This window comes from Escherichia sp. TC-EC600-tetX4 (assembly GCF_019356055.1).
Lineage (GTDB): Bacteria > Pseudomonadota > Gammaproteobacteria > Enterobacterales > Enterobacteriaceae.
In genome coordinates this window covers 3,303,380-3,319,670 of record NZ_CP079924.1, presented here as the reverse complement: position 1 = coordinate 3,319,670, position 16,291 = coordinate 3,303,380, and the positions used below count along the sequence as shown (strand labels likewise).

Sequence of the window (16,291 nt, the reverse complement as noted above, 5' to 3'; positions counted from 1 at the left end):
CGAGTTTTCGCATCCGGTTATCGTCTGCGCCACCACAACATTCCCATCAGTAGCATCCCCGGCAACCACACCCACATCAATTCAGAAATAATCACCTGATGCCCGTACGGCGTGGTGTAACGAGACAATGCAAACGGCGCGACTTTTATCACCTGCCAGGGAGCGAAAAAGCGTTCATCTGACCACGGCCACAGCCAGCCAACGCCTTTACCGCCAGTGGTTACCGAATCCAGCAAGCTGTGCGATAGCAACGAGACGGTTAAAAACAGCCAGCAGCGAATCAGCCCAGCCCTGAACCATCGGCGTCCAATAAACACACATAACAGCGGGACAACAAACGCAAACACCAGCGAATGGGTAAACCCGCGATGACCAAAAACATTGCCGTAAGCAACGCCAAATTTAAACGACAATACGTCGGCGTCGGGCAGCATCGCCAGGATGATTCCGGCAAATAACAGACGCGGAGGGATGACTTTCGAACCCAACCCTAAACCAATGCATAGGGGAACGGCGGCGTGCGTAATAACGGTTGGCATGATGGTCGCTTCGGCAAAATGTCGATGCTATCAGCATGGATGAACGGGGCGTAGAGGGCAAAAGTCTGAAAAGAGAACCGGCCTGTTGATACAGGCCGGGAAAGGGATCAGGCAACAACCTGTACGCTGTGACCTGCAAAACTCACTGTCTGACCGGCGACGATTTTGCAGCGTTTGCGCGTTTCAACCGCACCGTCGACTTTCACCTGGCCTTCGGCAATCGCGATTTTCGCCTGCGCGCCGCTTTCGCTCCAGCCTTCCAGTTTCAGCAAGTCGCACAGCTCAACGTGCGGATGTTTACCTAAAGAAAATGTCGCCATGTTACTCATCCTGTGGATCATGATATTCAACGCACGCCTGTAGCGTGTTTTCAATCAGCGTGGCAACCGTCATCGGGCCAACGCCGCCGGGAACAGGCGTAATGTATGAGGCGCGTTTAGCCGCGTCTTCAAACACGACGTCGCCCACAACTTTGCCATTTTCCAGACGGTTGATGCCGACATCAATCACAATTGCGCCTTCTTTGATCCAGTCACCGGGAATAAAGCCTGGCTTGCCAACGGCAACGATCAATAGATCGGCATTTTCTACGTGATGACGCAGATTTTTAGTGAAGCGGTGAGTCACTGTAGTGGTGCAACCTGCCAGCAGCAGTTCCATGCTCATCGGGCGGCCAACGATATTCGATGCGCCAATCACCACGGCGTTGAGGCCGAAGGTATCAATGTTGTAACGCTCAAGCAGCGTGACGATACCGCGCGGGGTGCAGGGACGCAGACGCGGCGCGCGCTGGCACAGACGACCGACGTTGTAAGGATGGAAACCGTCCACGTCTTTGTCCGGATGAATACGTTCCAGCACTTTGACGTTATCAATACCCGCCGGTAACGGCAGTTGAACCAGAATGCCATCGATGGTGTTGTCGGCATTCAGCGTATCGATAAGCTCCAGCAGCTCCGCTTCGCTGGTGGTTTCCGGGAGGTCATAAGAGCGGGAGACGAACCCGACTTCTTCACAAGCCTTGCGTTTGCTTGCGACATAAATTTGCGATGCAGGGTTACTACCCACCAGCACAACGGCCAGTCCTGGTGCCCGCAGTCCGGCTGCAATACGCGCCTGAACTTTTTGAGCAACTTCAGAGCGCACCTGCTGCGCAATCGTTTTACCGTCAATAATCTTTGCTGCCATCAGAGAGAGGATTCCATCTGTTACGTAGATCGAAGGGGATGCGCCTATTTTGTCAGAAGCGGGGCGCGCTGTCAGGTTTCGTTTCAGATTTATCGCGTGAAGCGACCTCTTGCGAAGGTGAGGCGCACCGTCGCTGAGACTGAAAGCTTCATTTTTCGTCCATGATGGCGTTGTAAATCTGGAACTGATTTATTTCCTTGTCTAAGGATTAAGATAATTTAAGAAATACCTGACAATATAAAAAGAATTTTCAGCCTGGTAATTTACCGCTTCAGGTCTATATTTGTGTTGAATATATTTTGCGCGGAAGTATTCATCTAACGGGGCTCTCTATTTTTTAGAATAGAGTGCATATTTTCAATTAAGACATTCTTAGAGGATAAAAAGGAATTTACTACTATCAGTGTCTTAAATAAAGTAATCGGTTATATACGGATGTGGAGTCGATAAATGAGATTGAAGGAATATATATGAAATTAAGATTTATTTCGTCTGCGCTGGCTGCCGCACTATTCGCCGCTACGGGTAGTTATGCTGCCGTTGTAGATGGCGGTACAATTCACTTTGAAGGCGAACTGGTGAATGCTGCCTGTTCAGTGAATACTGACTCGGCAGACCAGGTTGTCACACTCGGTCAATATCGTACCGATATTTTCAATGCTGTTGGTAATACCTCTGCATTAATTCCATTCACCATTCAGTTGAACGACTGCGATCCTGTTGTTGCCGCTAATGCTGCCGTTGCATTTTCTGGTCAGGCTGATGCAATCAATGATAATTTATTGGCCATTGCATCCAGTACCAATACAACAACAGCAACGGGTGTCGGTATTGAAATACTTGATAATACATCCGCAATTCTCAAACCTGATGGGAATAGCTTCTCAACCAACCAGAACTTGATCCCCGGGACCAACGTTCTTCATTTTTCTGCACGTTATAAAGGCACCGGTACAAGTGCATCAGCAGGGCAAGCAAATGCTGACGCGACTTTTATTATGAGATATGAATAATCAAAACCACGTTGTTTTGAATTATATATCACGTCTTATAACAAAGTAATGTACCGGTTGTCTGAAGCGGTATGGTGGCAATGTAAATCGAAATCATGTTCACTTTGTATCATGCCGCTTTATTAAATGAAAAGGGAATGATGTGTTGTAAGAAACCAAAGCAATCATTTCTTTATATTCCTTATTTTTGCCGTCAGGAATACACAAGGCGTATTAACTATGATGACTAAAATAAAGTTATTGATGCTCATTATATTTTATTTAATCATTTCGGCCAGCGCCCATGCTGCCGGAGGGATCGCATTAGGTGCCACGCGTATTATTTATCCCGCTGATGCTAAACAGACTGCGGTATGGATTAGAAATAGCCATACCAATGAGCGCTTTCTGGTCAATTCGTGGATTGAAAACAGCAGCGGTGTAAAAGAAAAGTCATTCATCATTACACCGCCACTGTTTGTTAGTGAACCCAAAAGCGAAAATACTTTGCGTATTATTTACACCGGTCCACCGCTGGCAGCAGATCGTGAGTCTCTGTTCTGGATGAATGTTAAGACGATCCCTTCGGTAGATAAAAATGCATTGAACGGCAGGAATGTTTTGCAACTGGCGATTTTATCGCGCATGAAATTATTTCTCCGTCCAATTCAATTACAAGAATTACCCGCAGAAGCGCCGGACACACTCAAGTTTTCGCGATCCGGTAACTATATCAATGTTCATAATCCATCACCTTTTTATGTCACCCTGGTTAACTTACAAGTGGGCAGCCAAAAGTTGGGGAATGCTATGGCTGCACCCAGAGTTAATTCACAAATTCCCTTACCCTCAGGAGTGCAGGGAAAGCTGAAATTTCAGACCGTTAATGATTATGGTTCAGTAACTCCGGTCAGAGAAGTGAACTTAAACTAACCGAATCATCTGACAATATCAGAGCTAATTATGAAAATACCCACTACTACGGATATTCCGCAGAGGTATACCTGGTGTCTGGCCGGAATTTGTTATTCATCTCTTGCCATTTTACCCTCCTTTTTAAGCTATGCGGAAAGTTATTTCAACCCGGCATTTTTATTAGAGAATGGCACATCCGTTGCTGATTTATCGCGCTTTGAGAGAGGTAATCATCAACCTGCGGGCGTGTATCGGGTGGATCTCTGGCGTAATGATGAGTTCATTGGTTCGCAGGATATCGTATTTGAATCGACAACAGAAAATACAGGTGATAAATCAGGTGGGTTAATGCCCTGTTTTAACCAGGTACTTCTTGAACGAATTGGCCTTAATAGCAGTGCATTTCCCGAGTTAGCCCAGCAGCAAAACAATAAATGCATCAATTTACTGAAAGCTGTACCTGATGCCACAATTAACTTTGATTTTGCAGCGATGCGCCTGAACATCACTATTCCTCAGATAGCGTTGTTGAGTAGCGCTCACGGTTACATTCCGCCTGAAGAGTGGGATGAAGGTATTCCTGCTTTACTCCTGAATTATAATTTCACCGGTAACAGAGGTAATGGTAACGATAGCTATTTTTTTAGTGAGCTCAGCGGGATTAATATTGGCCCGTGGCGTTTACGCAACAATGGTTCCTGGAACTATTTTCGCGGAAATGGATATCATTCAGAACAGTGGAATAATATTGGCACCTGGGTACAGCGCGCCATTATTCCGCTGAAAAGTGAACTGGTAATGGGAGACGGCAATACAGGAAGTGATATTTTCGATGGCGTTGGATTTCGTGGTGTACGGCTTTATTCTTCTGATAATATGTATCCTGATAGCCAGCAAGGGTTTGCCCCAACGGTACGTGGGATTGCCCGTACGGCGGCCCAGCTAACGATTCGGCAAAATGGTTTTATTATCTATCAAAGCTATGTTTCCCCCGGCGCTTTTGAAATTACAGATTTGCACCCGACATCTTCAAATGGCGATCTGGACGTCACCATCGACGAGCGCGATGGCAATCAGCAGAATTACACAATTCCGTATTCAACAGTGCCAATTTTACAACGCGAAGGGCGTTTCAAATTTGACCTGACGGCGGGCGATTTTCGTAGCGGTAATAGTCAGCAATCATCGCCTTTCTTTTTTCAGGGTACGGCACTCGGCGGTTTACCACAGGAATTTACTGCCTACGGCGGGACGCAATTATCTGCCAATTACACCGCCTTTTTATTAGGGCTGGGGCGCAATCTCGGGAACTGGGGCGCAGTGTCGCTGGATGTAACGCATGCGCGCAGTCAGTTAGCCGACGCCAGTCGTCATGAGGGGGATTCTATTCGCTTCCTCTATGCGAAATCGATGAACACCTTCGGCACCAATTTTCAGTTAATGGGTTACCGCTATTCGACACAAGGTTTTTATACCCTTGATGATGTTGCGTATCGTCGAATGGAGGGGTACGAATATGATTACGACGGTGAGCATCGCGATGAACCGATAATCGTGAATTACCACAATTTACGCTTTAGCCGTAAAGACCGTTTGCAGTTAAATGTTTCACAATCACTTAATGACTTTGGCTCGCTTTATATTTCTGGTACCCATCAAAAATACTGGAATACTTCGGATTCAGATACGTGGTATCAGGTGGGGTATACCAGCAGCTGGGTTGGCATCAGTTATTCGCTCTCATTTTCGTGGAATGAATCTGTAGGGATCCCCGATAACGAACGTATTGTCGGACTTAATGTTTCAGTGCCTTTCAATGTTTTGACCAAACGTCGCTACACCCGGGAAAATGCGCTCGACCGCGCTTATGCCTCCTTTAACGCCAACCGTAACAGCAACGGGCAAAATAGCTGGCTGGCAGGTGTAGGTGGGACCTTACTGGAAGGCCACAACCTGAGTTATCACGTAAGCCAGGGTGATACCTCGAATAATGGGTACACGGGCAGCGCCACGGCAAACTGGCAGGCCGCTTACGGTACGCTGGGGGGCGGGTATAACTACGACCGCGATCAACATGACGTTAACTGGCAGCTGTCTGGCGGTGTGGTCGGGCATGAAAATGGCATAACGCTGAGCCAGCCTTTAGGGGATACCAATGTTTTGATTAAAGCGCCTGGCGCAGGCGGTGTACGCATTGAAAATCAAACTGGCATTTTAACCGACTGGCGCGGCTATGCGGTGATGCTGTATGCCACGGTTTATCGGTATAACCGTATCGCGCTTGATACCAATACGATGGGGAATTCCATCGATGTTGAAAAAAATATTAGCAGCGTTGTGCCGACGCAAGGCGCGTTGGTTCGTGCCAATTTTGATACCCGCATAGGCGTGCGGGCGCTCATTACCGTTACCCAGGGCGGAAAACCGGTGCCGTTTGGATCACTGGTACGGGAAAACAGTACCGGAATAACCAGTATGGTGGGTGATGACGGGCAAGTTTATTTAAGTGGTGCGCCATTGTCTGGTGAATTACTGGTTCAGTGGGGAGACGGCGCGAACTCACGCTGCATTGCGCACTATGTATTGCCGAAGCAAAGCTTACAGCAAGCCGTCACTGTTATTTCGGCAGTTTGCACACATCCTGGCTCATAAAGGAAATTATCAATAAGATAATCTGCAGATTATTATTGGCGATGGCATGTTTGTGTCTGGCAAACATATCCTGGGCTACTGTTTGTGCAAATAGTACTGGCGTAGCAGAAGATGAACACTATGATCTCTCAAATATCTTTAATAGCACCAATAACCAGCCAGGGCAGATTGTTGTTTTACCGGAAAAATCCGGCTGGGTAGGTGTCTCAGCAATTTGTCCACCCGGTACGCTGGTGAATTATACATACCGTAGTTATGTCACCAACTTTATTGTTCAGGAAACTATCGATAATTATAAATATATGCAATTACATGATTATCTATTAGGTGCGATGAGTCTGGTTGATAGTGTGATGGATATTCAGTTCCCCCCGCAAAATTATATTCGGATGGGAACAGATCCTAACGTTTCGCAAAACCTTCCATTCGGGGTGATGGATTCTCGTTTAATATTTCGTTTAAAGGTTATTCGTCCCTTTATTAACATGGTGGAGATCCCCAGACAGGTGATGTTTACCGTGTATGTGACATCAACGCCTTACGATCCGTTGGTTACACCTGTTTATACCATTAGTTTTGGTGGCCGGGTTGAAGTACCGCAAAACTGCGAATTAAATGCCGGGCAGATTGTTGAATTTGATTTTGGTGATATCGGCGCATCGTTATTTAGTGCGGCAGGGCCGGGTAATCGACCTGCTGGTGTCATGCCGCAAACCAAGAGCATTGCGGTCAAATGTACGAATGTTGCTGCGCAGGCTTATTTAACAATGCGTCTGGAAGCCAGTGCCGTTTCTGGTCAGGCGATGGTGTCGGACAATCAGGATTTAGGTTTTATTGTCGCCGATCAGAACGATACGCCGATCACGCCTAACGATCTCAATAGCGTTATTCCTTTCCGTCTGGATGCAGCTGCGGCAGCCAATGTCACACTTCGCGCCTGGCCTATCAGTATTACCGGTCAAAAACCGACCGAAGGGCCGTTTAGCGCGCTGGGGTATTTACGCGTCGATTATCAATGAGGTACGGAGAATGAGAAGAGTACTCTTTAGCTGTTTCTGCGGGCTACTGTGGAGTTCCAGTGGATGGGCAGTTGACCCTTTAGGAACGATTAATATCAATTTGCACGGTAACGTTGTTGATTTCTCCTGTACCGTAAACACAGCGGATATTGATAAGACGGTAGATTTAGGCAGATGGCCTACGACACAACTACTGAACGCTGGCGATACCACGGCACTCGTCCCTTTTAGCCTGCGGCTGGAGGGATGTCCTCCGGGTTCAGTTGCGATTTTATTTACGGGAACGCCGGCATCCGATACCAACCTGCTGGCTCTGGATGATCCCGCAATGGCACAAACCGTCGCCATCGAATTACGTAATAGCGATCGCTCCCGGCTCGCACTGGGGGAGGCGAGCCCGACTGAGGAAGTAGATGCAAATGGCAATGTCACACTAAACTTTTTTGCCAATTATCGAGCGTTAGCCAGCGGTGTTCGGCCAGGTGTGGCGAAAGCGGATGCGATATTTATGATCAATTATAATTAATATTATATTAATTCGTATAATTTGGCGTAGTCGATAAGCTCTACAATTGAATGCAAACCTAGCTTGCCATAAATATTAGATTTATGCGCACTAACTGTTTTATTGCTAAGTAATAACTTATCGGCAATTTCTTTATTAGATAATCCGCTAACCAGATAACGTAATATGGTCACTTCACGATTAGATAGCACAGTGACCGTTGAACTATTCGTACTACATTTATTGCTTTTTATATAGTTAAGCGTTTCGCTGGGAAAAAACGTGTATCCGGAGAGGATCATCTGAACGGCATGAAAAATATCATTCTGATCATTGCATTTACTGACAAAACCGTTAGCACCAGCTTGTATCGCTCTGCCAGCATAAAAGCATTCTGATTTCGATGATAAAAATAACACTTTCACTGTGCTCTGGATTTGTTTGATCCTTTTCAGGAAGGTAAAACCGTCTGTTCCGGGCAAGTCTATATCCATAATGATTAAATCAACAGGACGGGTTCGGAGATAATCGATGGTTATGCGATAATCATCCGTTTTCAGGACAATCTGCAATTCACTGTTTTTTTGCAACAGAACTTCAATAGACATTCTGATGATAGGATGAGTATCCATAATGATCACCGACGTTGGTTTCATAGTTACCAGTCTCATAGGAGCGGACAATTTTCCGTTAGGTCGGGAAATTGTACTTTGATACATGAAAATACGGGTTTTCTTGATTCAGACGCGCAGCGGTGTGCGTTTGTTTGCCGCTATAGCGAAATAAATCAGAAAATCAGACGCGGTCGTTCACTTGTTCAGCAACCAGATCAAAAGCCATTGACTCAGCAAGGGTTGACCGTATAATTCACGCGATTACACCGCATTGCGGTATCAACGCGCCCTTAGCTCAGTTGGATAGAGCAACGACCTTCTAAGTCGTGGGCCGCAGGTTCGAATCCTGCAGGGCGCGCCATTACAATTCAATCAGTTACGCCTTCTTTATATCCTCCATAATTTCAGAGTGGGACATATTTGGGACATTATCACCAAAAATGTCGTCTATTTTCCTCGCATGCTCTGTCAAATGATTAGGCGCAAGGTGAGCATACCTACGAACCATTTCTATGGACTCCCATCCGCCCATTTCCTGAAGCACTGATAATGGGACGCCTGACTGAATCAGCCAGCTTGCCCAGGTGTGTCTGAGGTCATGGAAACGGAAATCTTCAATTCCTGCACGACGACAAGCTGATAGCCATGATGTCTTGCTGTCGATGCGCATCTTCCTGACCGCAGGCGTTGATGTTCCATCTGCTCGCTTAGCCGCCTTGGTATGTACAAACACCCATTTGTGATGCTTGCCTATTTGATCACGCAACACTTTACAGGCGGTATCGTTCAGCGCCACACCAATGGCGCGGTTTGATTTGCTCTCTTCTGGATTCACCCAGGCAACTCGTCGCTGCATGTCGATTTGTTGCCATTCCAGATTTATGATGTTCGACTTTCTCAGACCAGTTGCCAGCGCAAACTTGACGACAGATTTCAGTGGTTCGGGGCACTCATCAATAAGGCGTTTTGCTTCCTCCTTTTCCAGCCATCTGACTCGCTTGTTTCTGACCGCTGGTATCTTGATGACAGGCGCTTTTTCCAGCCACTTCCAGTCGCGTTCTGCAGCACGGAGAATGGCCTTTATCATGGCAAGATGCTTTGCCTTTGTCTGAGTTGATACTGGCTTTGGTTCATAAACAGGCAGTTCTTTACCTTTCCTGATGGCGGCCTGAACTTTCTGTTTCCATATTTCTTTCGTCTTTCTGTTATGCATTCTGCTTACAGCAGAGTAAATCTTTGCCTCCGAGATATCTTTAAGCCTTATACCCTCAAAATGTTCAAGCCAGAACTCAATCCGGCTTTTATCTGAATCGAGAGATTTTTTATCAGCTTTTTCCTCAAGCCATCTTAGGCAGGCCTCTTCAAAAGTGACATCAGGTAAATCCCCTAGCTTTTCTACTCGCCAGAGTTCTGCTTTTCGCTTGTCGTGCAACTCCTGAGCTTGCCGTTTGTCCTTTGTGCCAAGAGATTCCTTAATTCGTTTCCCGCCCGGGAGCGAATACGAGGCATACCATATTTCATTTCTGCGGAAGAGTGACATTTTCTTTCCTCTGTTATGCCATCACCCGCGCTCACCTGGACAGTATGCAGCGGAGACTGAAGCGCCGCAATGCAGGCTTGCCGTGTTGTGAGGTACCCGGATATTATCGTGAGGATGCGTCATCGCCATTGCTCCCCAAATACAAAACCAATTTCAGCCAGTGCCTCGTCCATTTTTTCGATGAACTCCGGCACCATCTCGTCAAAACTCGCCATGTACTTTTCATTCCGCTCAATCACGACATAATGCAGGCCTTCACGCTTCATGCGCGGGTCATAGTTGGCAAAGTACCAGGCATCTTTTCGCGTCACCCACATGCTGTACTGCACCTGGGCCATGTAAGCCGATTTTATTGCCTCGAAACCACCGAGCCGGAATTTCATGAAATCCCGGGAGGTACGAGTATTGCCGGAAGCGTGGCCTGTATCCGGATGCAGAGTCTTATCCGTGGAAATCGAACGCGCATTACTGGTTGGTTACCAACTTGTACCAGAACATGCGGGCCAATGCGCTGGCTGACGCGGAATTACGGCGCAAGGCTGCCGATGAACTGACCTGTATGACAGCGCGAATTAACCGTGGTGAGACGATACCTGAACCAGTAAAACAACTTCCTGTTATGGGCGGTAGACCTCTAAATCGTGCACAGGCTCTGGCGAAGATCGCAGAAATTAAAGCTAAGTTCGGACTGAAAGGAGCAAGTGTATGACGGGCAAAGAGGCAATTATTCATTACCTGGGGACGCATAAGAGCTTCTGTGCACAGGACGTTGCCGCGGTAACAGGCGCAACCGTAATCTGATCTTACCCAGCAATAGTGGACACGCGGCTAAGTGAGTAAACTCTCAGTCAGAGGTGACTCACATGACAAAAACAGTATCAACCAGTAAAAAACCCCGTAAACAGCATTCGCCTGAATTTCGCAGTGAAGCCCTGAAGCTTGCTGAACGCATCGGTGTTACTGCCGCAGCCCGTGAACTCAGCCTGTATGAATCACAACTCTACAACTGGCGCAGTAAACAGCAAAATCAGCAGACGTCTTCTGAACGTGAACTGGAGATGTCTACCGAGATTGCACGTCTCAAACGCCAGCTGGCAGAACGGGATGAAGAGCTGGCTATCCTCCAAAAGGCCGCGACATACTTCGCGAAGCGCCTGAAATGAAGTATGTCTTTATTGAAAAACATCAGGCTGAGTTCAGCATCAAAGCAATGTGCCGCGTGCTCCGGGTGGCCCGCAGCGGCTGGTATACGTGGTGTCAGCGGCGGACAAGGATAAGCACGCGTCAGCAGTTCCGCCAACACTGCGACAGCGTTGTCCTCGCGGCTTTTACCCGGTCAAAACAGCGTTACGGTGCCCCACGCCTGACGGATGAACTGCGTGCTCAGGGTTACCCCTTTAACGTAAAAACCGTGGCGGCAAGCCTGCGCCGTCAGGGACTGAGGGCAAAGGCCTCCCGGAAGTTCAGCCCGGTCAGCTACCGCGCACACGGCCTGCCTGTGTCAGAAAATCTGTTGGAGCAGGATTTTTACGCCAGTGGCCCGAACCAGAAGTGGGCAGGAGACATCACGTACTTACGTACAGATGAAGGCTGGCTGTATCTGGCAGTGGTCATTGACCTGTGGTCACGTGCCGTTATTGGCTGGTCAATGTCGCCACGCATGACGGCGCAACTGGCCTGCGATGCCCTGCAGATGGCGCTGTGGCGGCGTAAGAGGCCCCGGAACGTTATCGTTCACACGGACCGTGGAGGCCAGTACTGTTCAGCAGATTATCAGGCGCAACTGAAGCGGCATAATCTGCGTGGAAGTATGAGCGCAAAAGGTTGCTGCTACGATAATGCCTGCGTGGAAAGCTTCTTTCATTCGCTGAAAGTGGAATGTATCCATGGAGAACACTTTATCAGCCGGGAAATAATGCGGGCAACGGTGTTTAATTATATCGAATGTGATTACAATCGGTGGCGGCGGCACAGTTGGTGTGGCGGCCTCAGTCCGGAACAATTTGAAAACAAGAACCTCGCTTAGGCCTGTGTCCATATTACGTGGGTAGGATCAACCAGCATAAATCAGGCTGCGGCTAAAATGGCGCGGGCAGGAATCCTGGTCGTTGATGGTAAGGTCTGGCGAACGGTGTATTACCGGTTCGCTACCAGAGAAGAATGGGAAGGAAAGGTGAGCACGAATCTGATTTTTAAGGAGTGTCGCCAGAGTGCCGCGATGAAACGGGTATTGAGGGTATATAAAAGAACATCAATGGGAACACAATGATGAAACAGGTGAGTTGAGTTCAAACTGTAGTACAATTCTCTCCAGTTTGAACAGGAAAGAATATGCTATGAACCCTTATATTTATCTTGGTGGTGCAATACTTGCAGAGGTCATTGGTACAACCTTAATGAAGTTTTCAGAAGGTTTTACACGGTTATGGCCATCTGTTGGTACAATTATTTGTTATTGTGCATCATTCTGGTTATTAGCTCAGACGCTGGCTTATATTCCTACAGGGATTGCTTATGCTATCTGGTCAGGAGTCGGTATTGTCCTGATTAGCTTACTGTCATGGGGATTTTTCGGCCAACGGCTGGACCTGCCAGCCATTATAGGCATGATGTTGATTTGTGCCGGTGTGTTGATTATTAATTTATTGTCACGAAGCACACCACATTAAAATAATTTGTTTCTAAACGACTAAAATATGGAGGCTCTTATATTTATATGAGCCTCGTTTTATGCTTTTTGTTAATGTCTTTATTTTTTATGTATTCTTTTGTGCTTTCAAGATTATGGCGTAAGAAAATTGCAATACGATTATTGTTGTATATTCAAGATAATGTGACCTTAATTGTCTTTTTAAATAAAAAATAAACAAAAATTATATCCCACCACTAAGGTTTATAAAAGCATACGTTAGCAGGTGTCACCATGAAAAAAGCCATAGCATATATGCGATTTTCATCACCAGGTCAGATGTCTGGCGACTCATTAAACCGACAGAGAAGACTTATTGCTGAATGGTTAAAGGTAAATAGTGATTATTATCTTGATACCATAACATATGAAGATTTAGGATTAAGTGCATTCAAAGGAAAGCATGCACAATCAGGAGCTTTTTCGGAATTTTTAGATGCTATAGAGCATGGTTATATATTGCCAGGAACTACATTGTTAGTTGAAAGTCTGGACAGACTTTCAAGAGAAAAAGTCGGTGAAGCGATTGAACGTCTGAAATTGATTTTGAATCACGGTATTGATGTTATAACTCTTTGCGACAATACAGTCTATAATATTGACTCTTTGAATGAGCCATATTCATTAATAAAAGCCATACTTATAGCACAAAGGGCAAATGAAGAAAGCGAGATAAAGTCAAGTCGGGTTAAATTATCATGGAAGAAAAAACGGCAGGATGCACTGGAATCAGGTACGATTATGACGGCGTCTTGTCCGAGATGGCTCTCCTTAGATGACAAAAGAACGGCTTTTGTTCCAGACCCCGACAGGGTGAAAACTATTGAGCTAATTTTTAAACTCAGGATGGAAAGGCGCTCATTGAATGCAATAGCCAAGTATTTAAATGATCATGCTGTAAAGAATTTCTCAGGAAAAGAAAGTGCATGGGGACCTTCTGTAATTGAAAAATTATTAGCGAATAAAGCTCTGATAGGTATTTGCGTACCTTCATATCGTGCAAGAGGGAAAGGGATAAGTGAAATCGCTGGCTATTATCCCAGAGTCATATCAGATGATTTGTTTTACGCTGTACAGGAAATTCGGTTGGCACCTTTTGGTATTAGCAATAGTAGCAAGAATCCTATGCTAATAAATCTACTTCGAACAGTTATGAAGTGTGAGGCTTGTGGTAATACCATGATTGTTCATGCGGTATCTGGAAGTTTGCATGGCTATTATGTTTGTCCGATGAGAAGATTACATCGATGTGACAGGCCATCAATAAAAAGAGATTTGGTTGATTATAATATCATTAATGAATTGCTTTTTAATTGTAGCAAAATTCAACCAGTTGAAAACAAGAAAGATGCTAATGAAACTTTAGAGTTAAAAATTATTGAGCTTCAGATGAAAATTAATAATTTAATCGTTGCATTGTCTGTCGCGCCTGAAGTTACCGCTATAGCAGAGAAAATAAGACTATTAGATAAGGAATTACGAAGGGCTTCGGTATCATTGAAAACTTTGAAGAGTAAAGGTGTAAATTCATTCAGTGATTTTTATGCTATTGACTTAACCAGTAAAAATGGACGAGAGTTATGCCGTACACTTGCCTATAAAACATTCGAAAAAATCATAATTAATACGGATAATAAAACCTGTGATATCTATTTTATGAATGGCATTGTTTTTAAACACTATCCTTTAATGAAAGTAATATCCGCCCAGCAGGCGATAAGTGCTCTCAAATATATGGTTGATGGTGAGATTTATTTCTAAATAATGATCTCGGATTTTAAGTTATGCTATGGTGATAAAGTGCAAGACAGAATTAATTATCTTTGACGAAACTTAATGGGTAATTACTTTGTTTGCTCCCACAAGCGAGTTTTGTACGGCTGTATTGGGGTAGTAAATGAGCTATACAATCTTAATCATTTGTTAGGTGAGAACTCTTGGTCGCAGATTCAAATACTGAAAATACGTGACAAATTATTATGAGCAAAATGGTGTATGTCACGTATTTTGAATGGTAGGTTAAAAAATAACACCGACTTTCGTAGGTGTTACTAATAATAAAGCAGAGTTTTTAGATAGTATCAATGTGCTTTGTGTATATTGTGGCAAATAATTGGGTTGGGGGTACAATTGTGATTGCTTTTGCATGAACATTGCGCCTTTATGCATAATGAGATAAAGGAATATCAAATAAAATAACGATAGGTCATAACAAAGAGGTTTTTATGAAAACACTTATCGTTTCAACTGTATTGGCATTCATAACATTTTCTGCGCAGGCTGCAGCATTTCAGGTCACTAGTAATGAAATAAAAACAGGAGAGCAACTTACAACGTCTCATGTCTTTTCTGGATTTGGGTGTGAAGGTGGTAATACATCGCCCTCATTAACCTGGTCTGGTGTTCCTGAAGGTACCAAAAGCTTTGCCGTAACTGTATATGATCCAGATGCACCTACAGGCAGTGGTTGGTGGCATTGGACTGTTGTTAATATTCCAGCAACAGTAACATATTTGCCCGTTGATGCAGGGAGACGTGATGGAACAAAACTGCCGACTGGTGCTGTTCAAGGCCGAAATGATTTTGGCTATGCTGGGTTTGGTGGCGCATGTCCTCCTAAAGGAGATAAACCACATCATTACCAGTTTAAAGTATGGGCTCTAAAAACTGAAAAGATTCCTGTAGATTCTAACTCCAGCGGAGCGTTAGTTGGTTATATGCTTAATGCTAATAAAATCGCAACCGCTGAGATAACACCAGTTTATGAGATAAAGTAGGGTGAGAGTATGCTGGCAAGAGGTAAGACTAACTTAAAGATCGAAGAAATACGGATGCATAAACATCATGAGATTCATAGGGTTAAGCCTCTTATGCCAGCTTTGTGTCGTATCCGTCAGGGAAAGAAAGTTATCAATTGGGAGACGCATACTTTAACTGTTGATAATAATCAAATAATATTATTTCCTTGTGGTTATGAATTTTATATTGAGAATTATCCTGAAGCAGGGCTTTATCTTGCAGAAATGCTTTACTTACCCATTGATTTAATTGAGAGTTTCCAAAAACTTTATACGGTAACTGATCAAATACGTAACAAAACAAGTTTCTTTTTACCTCAGAATCCTGAGTTAATATATTGTTGGGAGCAACTAAAAACATCTGTTTCCCGAGGCTTCTCAACTAAAATTCAGGAGCACTTAGCAATGGGCGTTCTACTTTCGTTAGGAGTGAATCATGTTAATCATTTACTTTTATCATATAGTAAACAATCATTGATAAGTCGTTGTTATAACCTGCTGCTATCCGAACCCGGCACAAAATGGACAGCAAACAAGGTTGCTCGATATCTCTACATTTCTGTTTCTACATTACATCGCCGTCTAGCAAGCGAGGGGGTAAGTTTCCAAAGTATACTGGACGATGTGAGGTTAAATAATGCGTTGTCTGCTATACAAACGACGGTAAAACCTATAAGCGAGATTGCCAGAGAAAATGGTTATAAGTGTCCTTCTCGTTTTACTGAAAGATTTCATAATCGTTTTAATATAACACCAAGAGAGATAAGAAAAGCTTCCAGAGAGTAAAAGTGTTTTAAGAAGGAGCAATTCTATCGATTTTGATTTTGGGAAATCAACACG

At 44.8% G+C, this 16,291-nt stretch carries 16 protein-coding genes, 1 tRNA gene and 4 pseudogenes; 15 read left to right on the top strand and 6 right to left on the bottom strand.

Annotation, left to right across the window (positions count from 1 at the left end; genetic code table 11):
* Positions 1-17: 17 nt before the first annotated feature.
* The 3 genes from KXD89_RS16170 to folD form a co-directional block, all read right to left on the bottom strand.
* Positions 18-539: a metal-dependent hydrolase gene (locus KXD89_RS16170; protein ID WP_001143542.1), complete on the bottom strand. Its 522-nt coding sequence runs from the start codon at positions 537-539 to the stop codon at positions 18-20.
* 107 nt (positions 540-646) lie between these two features.
* Positions 647-859 carry a ribosome-associated protein YbcJ gene (ybcJ, locus tag KXD89_RS16165; protein WP_000190288.1) on the bottom strand — a complete coding sequence of 71 codons (213 nt, stop codon included), beginning with the start codon at positions 857-859 and terminating at the stop codon, positions 647-649.
* 1 nt (position 860) lies between these two features.
* On the bottom strand, positions 861-1,727 hold the full coding sequence (gene folD / locus KXD89_RS16160) for a bifunctional methylenetetrahydrofolate dehydrogenase/methenyltetrahydrofolate cyclohydrolase FolD (protein WP_000729160.1): 867 nt from the start codon (positions 1,725-1,727) through the stop codon (positions 861-863).
* A 470-nt stretch (positions 1,728-2,197) separates the two neighbouring features.
* On the opposite strand from folD, the gene fimA reads away from it, so the two are divergent.
* The 5 genes from fimA (at position 2,198) to sfmF (ending at position 7,831) form a co-directional block, all read left to right on the top strand.
* Positions 2,198-2,740, top strand: a complete 543-nt coding sequence (gene fimA / locus KXD89_RS16155; protein ID WP_000776555.1) for a type 1 fimbrial major subunit FimA — start codon at positions 2,198-2,200, stop codon at positions 2,738-2,740.
* A 219-nt stretch (positions 2,741-2,959) separates the two neighbouring features.
* A complete protein-coding gene (gene fimC, locus KXD89_RS16150) occupies positions 2,960-3,652 on the top strand; it encodes a type 1 fimbria chaperone FimC (protein WP_000988364.1) in 693 nt (230 codons plus the stop codon).
* A gap of 30 nt (positions 3,653-3,682) precedes the next feature.
* Positions 3,683-6,286: a fimbrial biogenesis usher protein gene (locus KXD89_RS16145; protein WP_001333622.1), complete on the top strand. Its 2,604-nt coding sequence runs from the start codon at positions 3,683-3,685 to the stop codon at positions 6,284-6,286.
* A 41-nt stretch (positions 6,287-6,327) separates the two neighbouring features.
* Positions 6,328-7,305: a type 1 fimbria D-mannose specific adhesin FimH gene (fimH, locus tag KXD89_RS16140; RefSeq protein ID WP_001301128.1), complete on the top strand. Its 978-nt coding sequence runs from the start codon at positions 6,328-6,330 to the stop codon at positions 7,303-7,305.
* A 10-nt stretch (positions 7,306-7,315) separates the two neighbouring features.
* Positions 7,316-7,831 (top strand): fimbria assembly protein, encoded by a 516-nt coding sequence (sfmF, locus tag KXD89_RS16135; protein WP_001255230.1) that lies wholly within the window; start codon positions 7,316-7,318, stop codon positions 7,829-7,831.
* A gap of 2 nt (positions 7,832-7,833) precedes the next feature.
* On the opposite strand, the gene fimZ is transcribed toward sfmF, so the two are convergent.
* The gene (fimZ, locus tag KXD89_RS16130) at positions 7,834-8,466 is read right to left on the bottom strand and encodes a fimbria biosynthesis transcriptional regulator FimZ (protein WP_000805428.1); all 633 of its coding nucleotides are present in this window, start codon (positions 8,464-8,466) and stop codon (positions 7,834-7,836) included.
* 242 nt (positions 8,467-8,708) lie between these two features.
* Between fimZ and KXD89_RS16125 the strand changes: the two genes are divergently transcribed.
* Positions 8,709-8,785 (top strand) — tRNA-Arg (locus tag KXD89_RS16125).
* A gap of 15 nt (positions 8,786-8,800) precedes the next feature.
* Here KXD89_RS16125 and KXD89_RS16120 read toward each other — a convergent pair.
* Both KXD89_RS16120 and KXD89_RS16115 read right to left on the bottom strand, forming a co-directional pair.
* Positions 8,801-9,964: a site-specific integrase gene (locus tag KXD89_RS16120; protein WP_001350488.1), complete on the bottom strand. Its 1,164-nt coding sequence runs from the start codon at positions 9,962-9,964 to the stop codon at positions 8,801-8,803.
* A gap of 119 nt (positions 9,965-10,083) precedes the next feature.
* Positions 10,084-10,362, bottom strand: a pseudogene (locus tag KXD89_RS16115) (exonuclease); the annotation flags it as partial.
* On the opposite strand from KXD89_RS16115, the pseudogene KXD89_RS16110 reads away from it, so the two are divergent.
* The 9 genes and pseudogenes from KXD89_RS16110 to KXD89_RS16070 all read left to right on the top strand — a co-directional run.
* Positions 10,362-10,673 (top strand): annotated as a pseudogene (locus KXD89_RS16110) (replication protein P); the annotation flags it as partial. The pseudogenes KXD89_RS16115 and KXD89_RS16110 overlap by 1 nt on opposite strands.
* Positions 10,670-10,759, top strand: a pseudogene (locus KXD89_RS16105) (protein ren); the annotation flags it as partial. The pseudogenes KXD89_RS16110 and KXD89_RS16105, both read left to right, overlap by 4 nt.
* A gap of 68 nt (positions 10,760-10,827) precedes the next feature.
* Positions 10,828-11,990, top strand: a protein-coding gene (locus tag KXD89_RS16100) for an IS3-like element IS3 family transposase (RefSeq protein ID WP_085947771.1) whose coding sequence is annotated in 2 segments (ribosomal slippage) — positions 10,828-11,089 and positions 11,089-11,990 — 1,164 coding nt in all. Because the reading frame shifts where the segments join, the coding sequence is not laid out codon by codon here.
* 24 nt (positions 11,991-12,014) lie between these two features.
* A pseudogene (locus tag KXD89_RS16095) lies at positions 12,015-12,233 on the top strand (protein ren); the annotation flags it as partial.
* A 67-nt stretch (positions 12,234-12,300) separates the two neighbouring features.
* Positions 12,301-12,633, top strand: coding sequence for a multidrug efflux SMR transporter EmrE (gene emrE, locus KXD89_RS16090; RefSeq protein WP_001070439.1), 333 nt, complete (start codon positions 12,301-12,303; stop codon positions 12,631-12,633).
* A 47-nt stretch (positions 12,634-12,680) separates the two neighbouring features.
* Complete coding sequence (gene ylcJ / locus KXD89_RS16085; RefSeq protein ID WP_001372443.1) at positions 12,681-12,830, top strand: protein YlcJ; 150 nt, start codon at positions 12,681-12,683, stop codon at positions 12,828-12,830.
* A gap of 57 nt (positions 12,831-12,887) precedes the next feature.
* Positions 12,888-14,414: a recombinase family protein gene (locus tag KXD89_RS16080; RefSeq protein WP_000709082.1), complete on the top strand. Its 1,527-nt coding sequence runs from the start codon at positions 12,888-12,890 to the stop codon at positions 14,412-14,414.
* A gap of 464 nt (positions 14,415-14,878) precedes the next feature.
* Entirely contained in the window at positions 14,879-15,430 is a 552-nt protein-coding gene (gene ybcL / locus KXD89_RS16075) for a Raf kinase inhibitor-like protein YbcL (protein WP_001306955.1), read from the top strand.
* A 9-nt stretch (positions 15,431-15,439) separates the two neighbouring features.
* A complete protein-coding gene (locus KXD89_RS16070; RefSeq protein ID WP_000881075.1) occupies positions 15,440-16,237 on the top strand; it encodes a helix-turn-helix transcriptional regulator in 798 nt (265 codons plus the stop codon).
* Positions 16,238-16,291 lie beyond the last annotated feature (54 nt).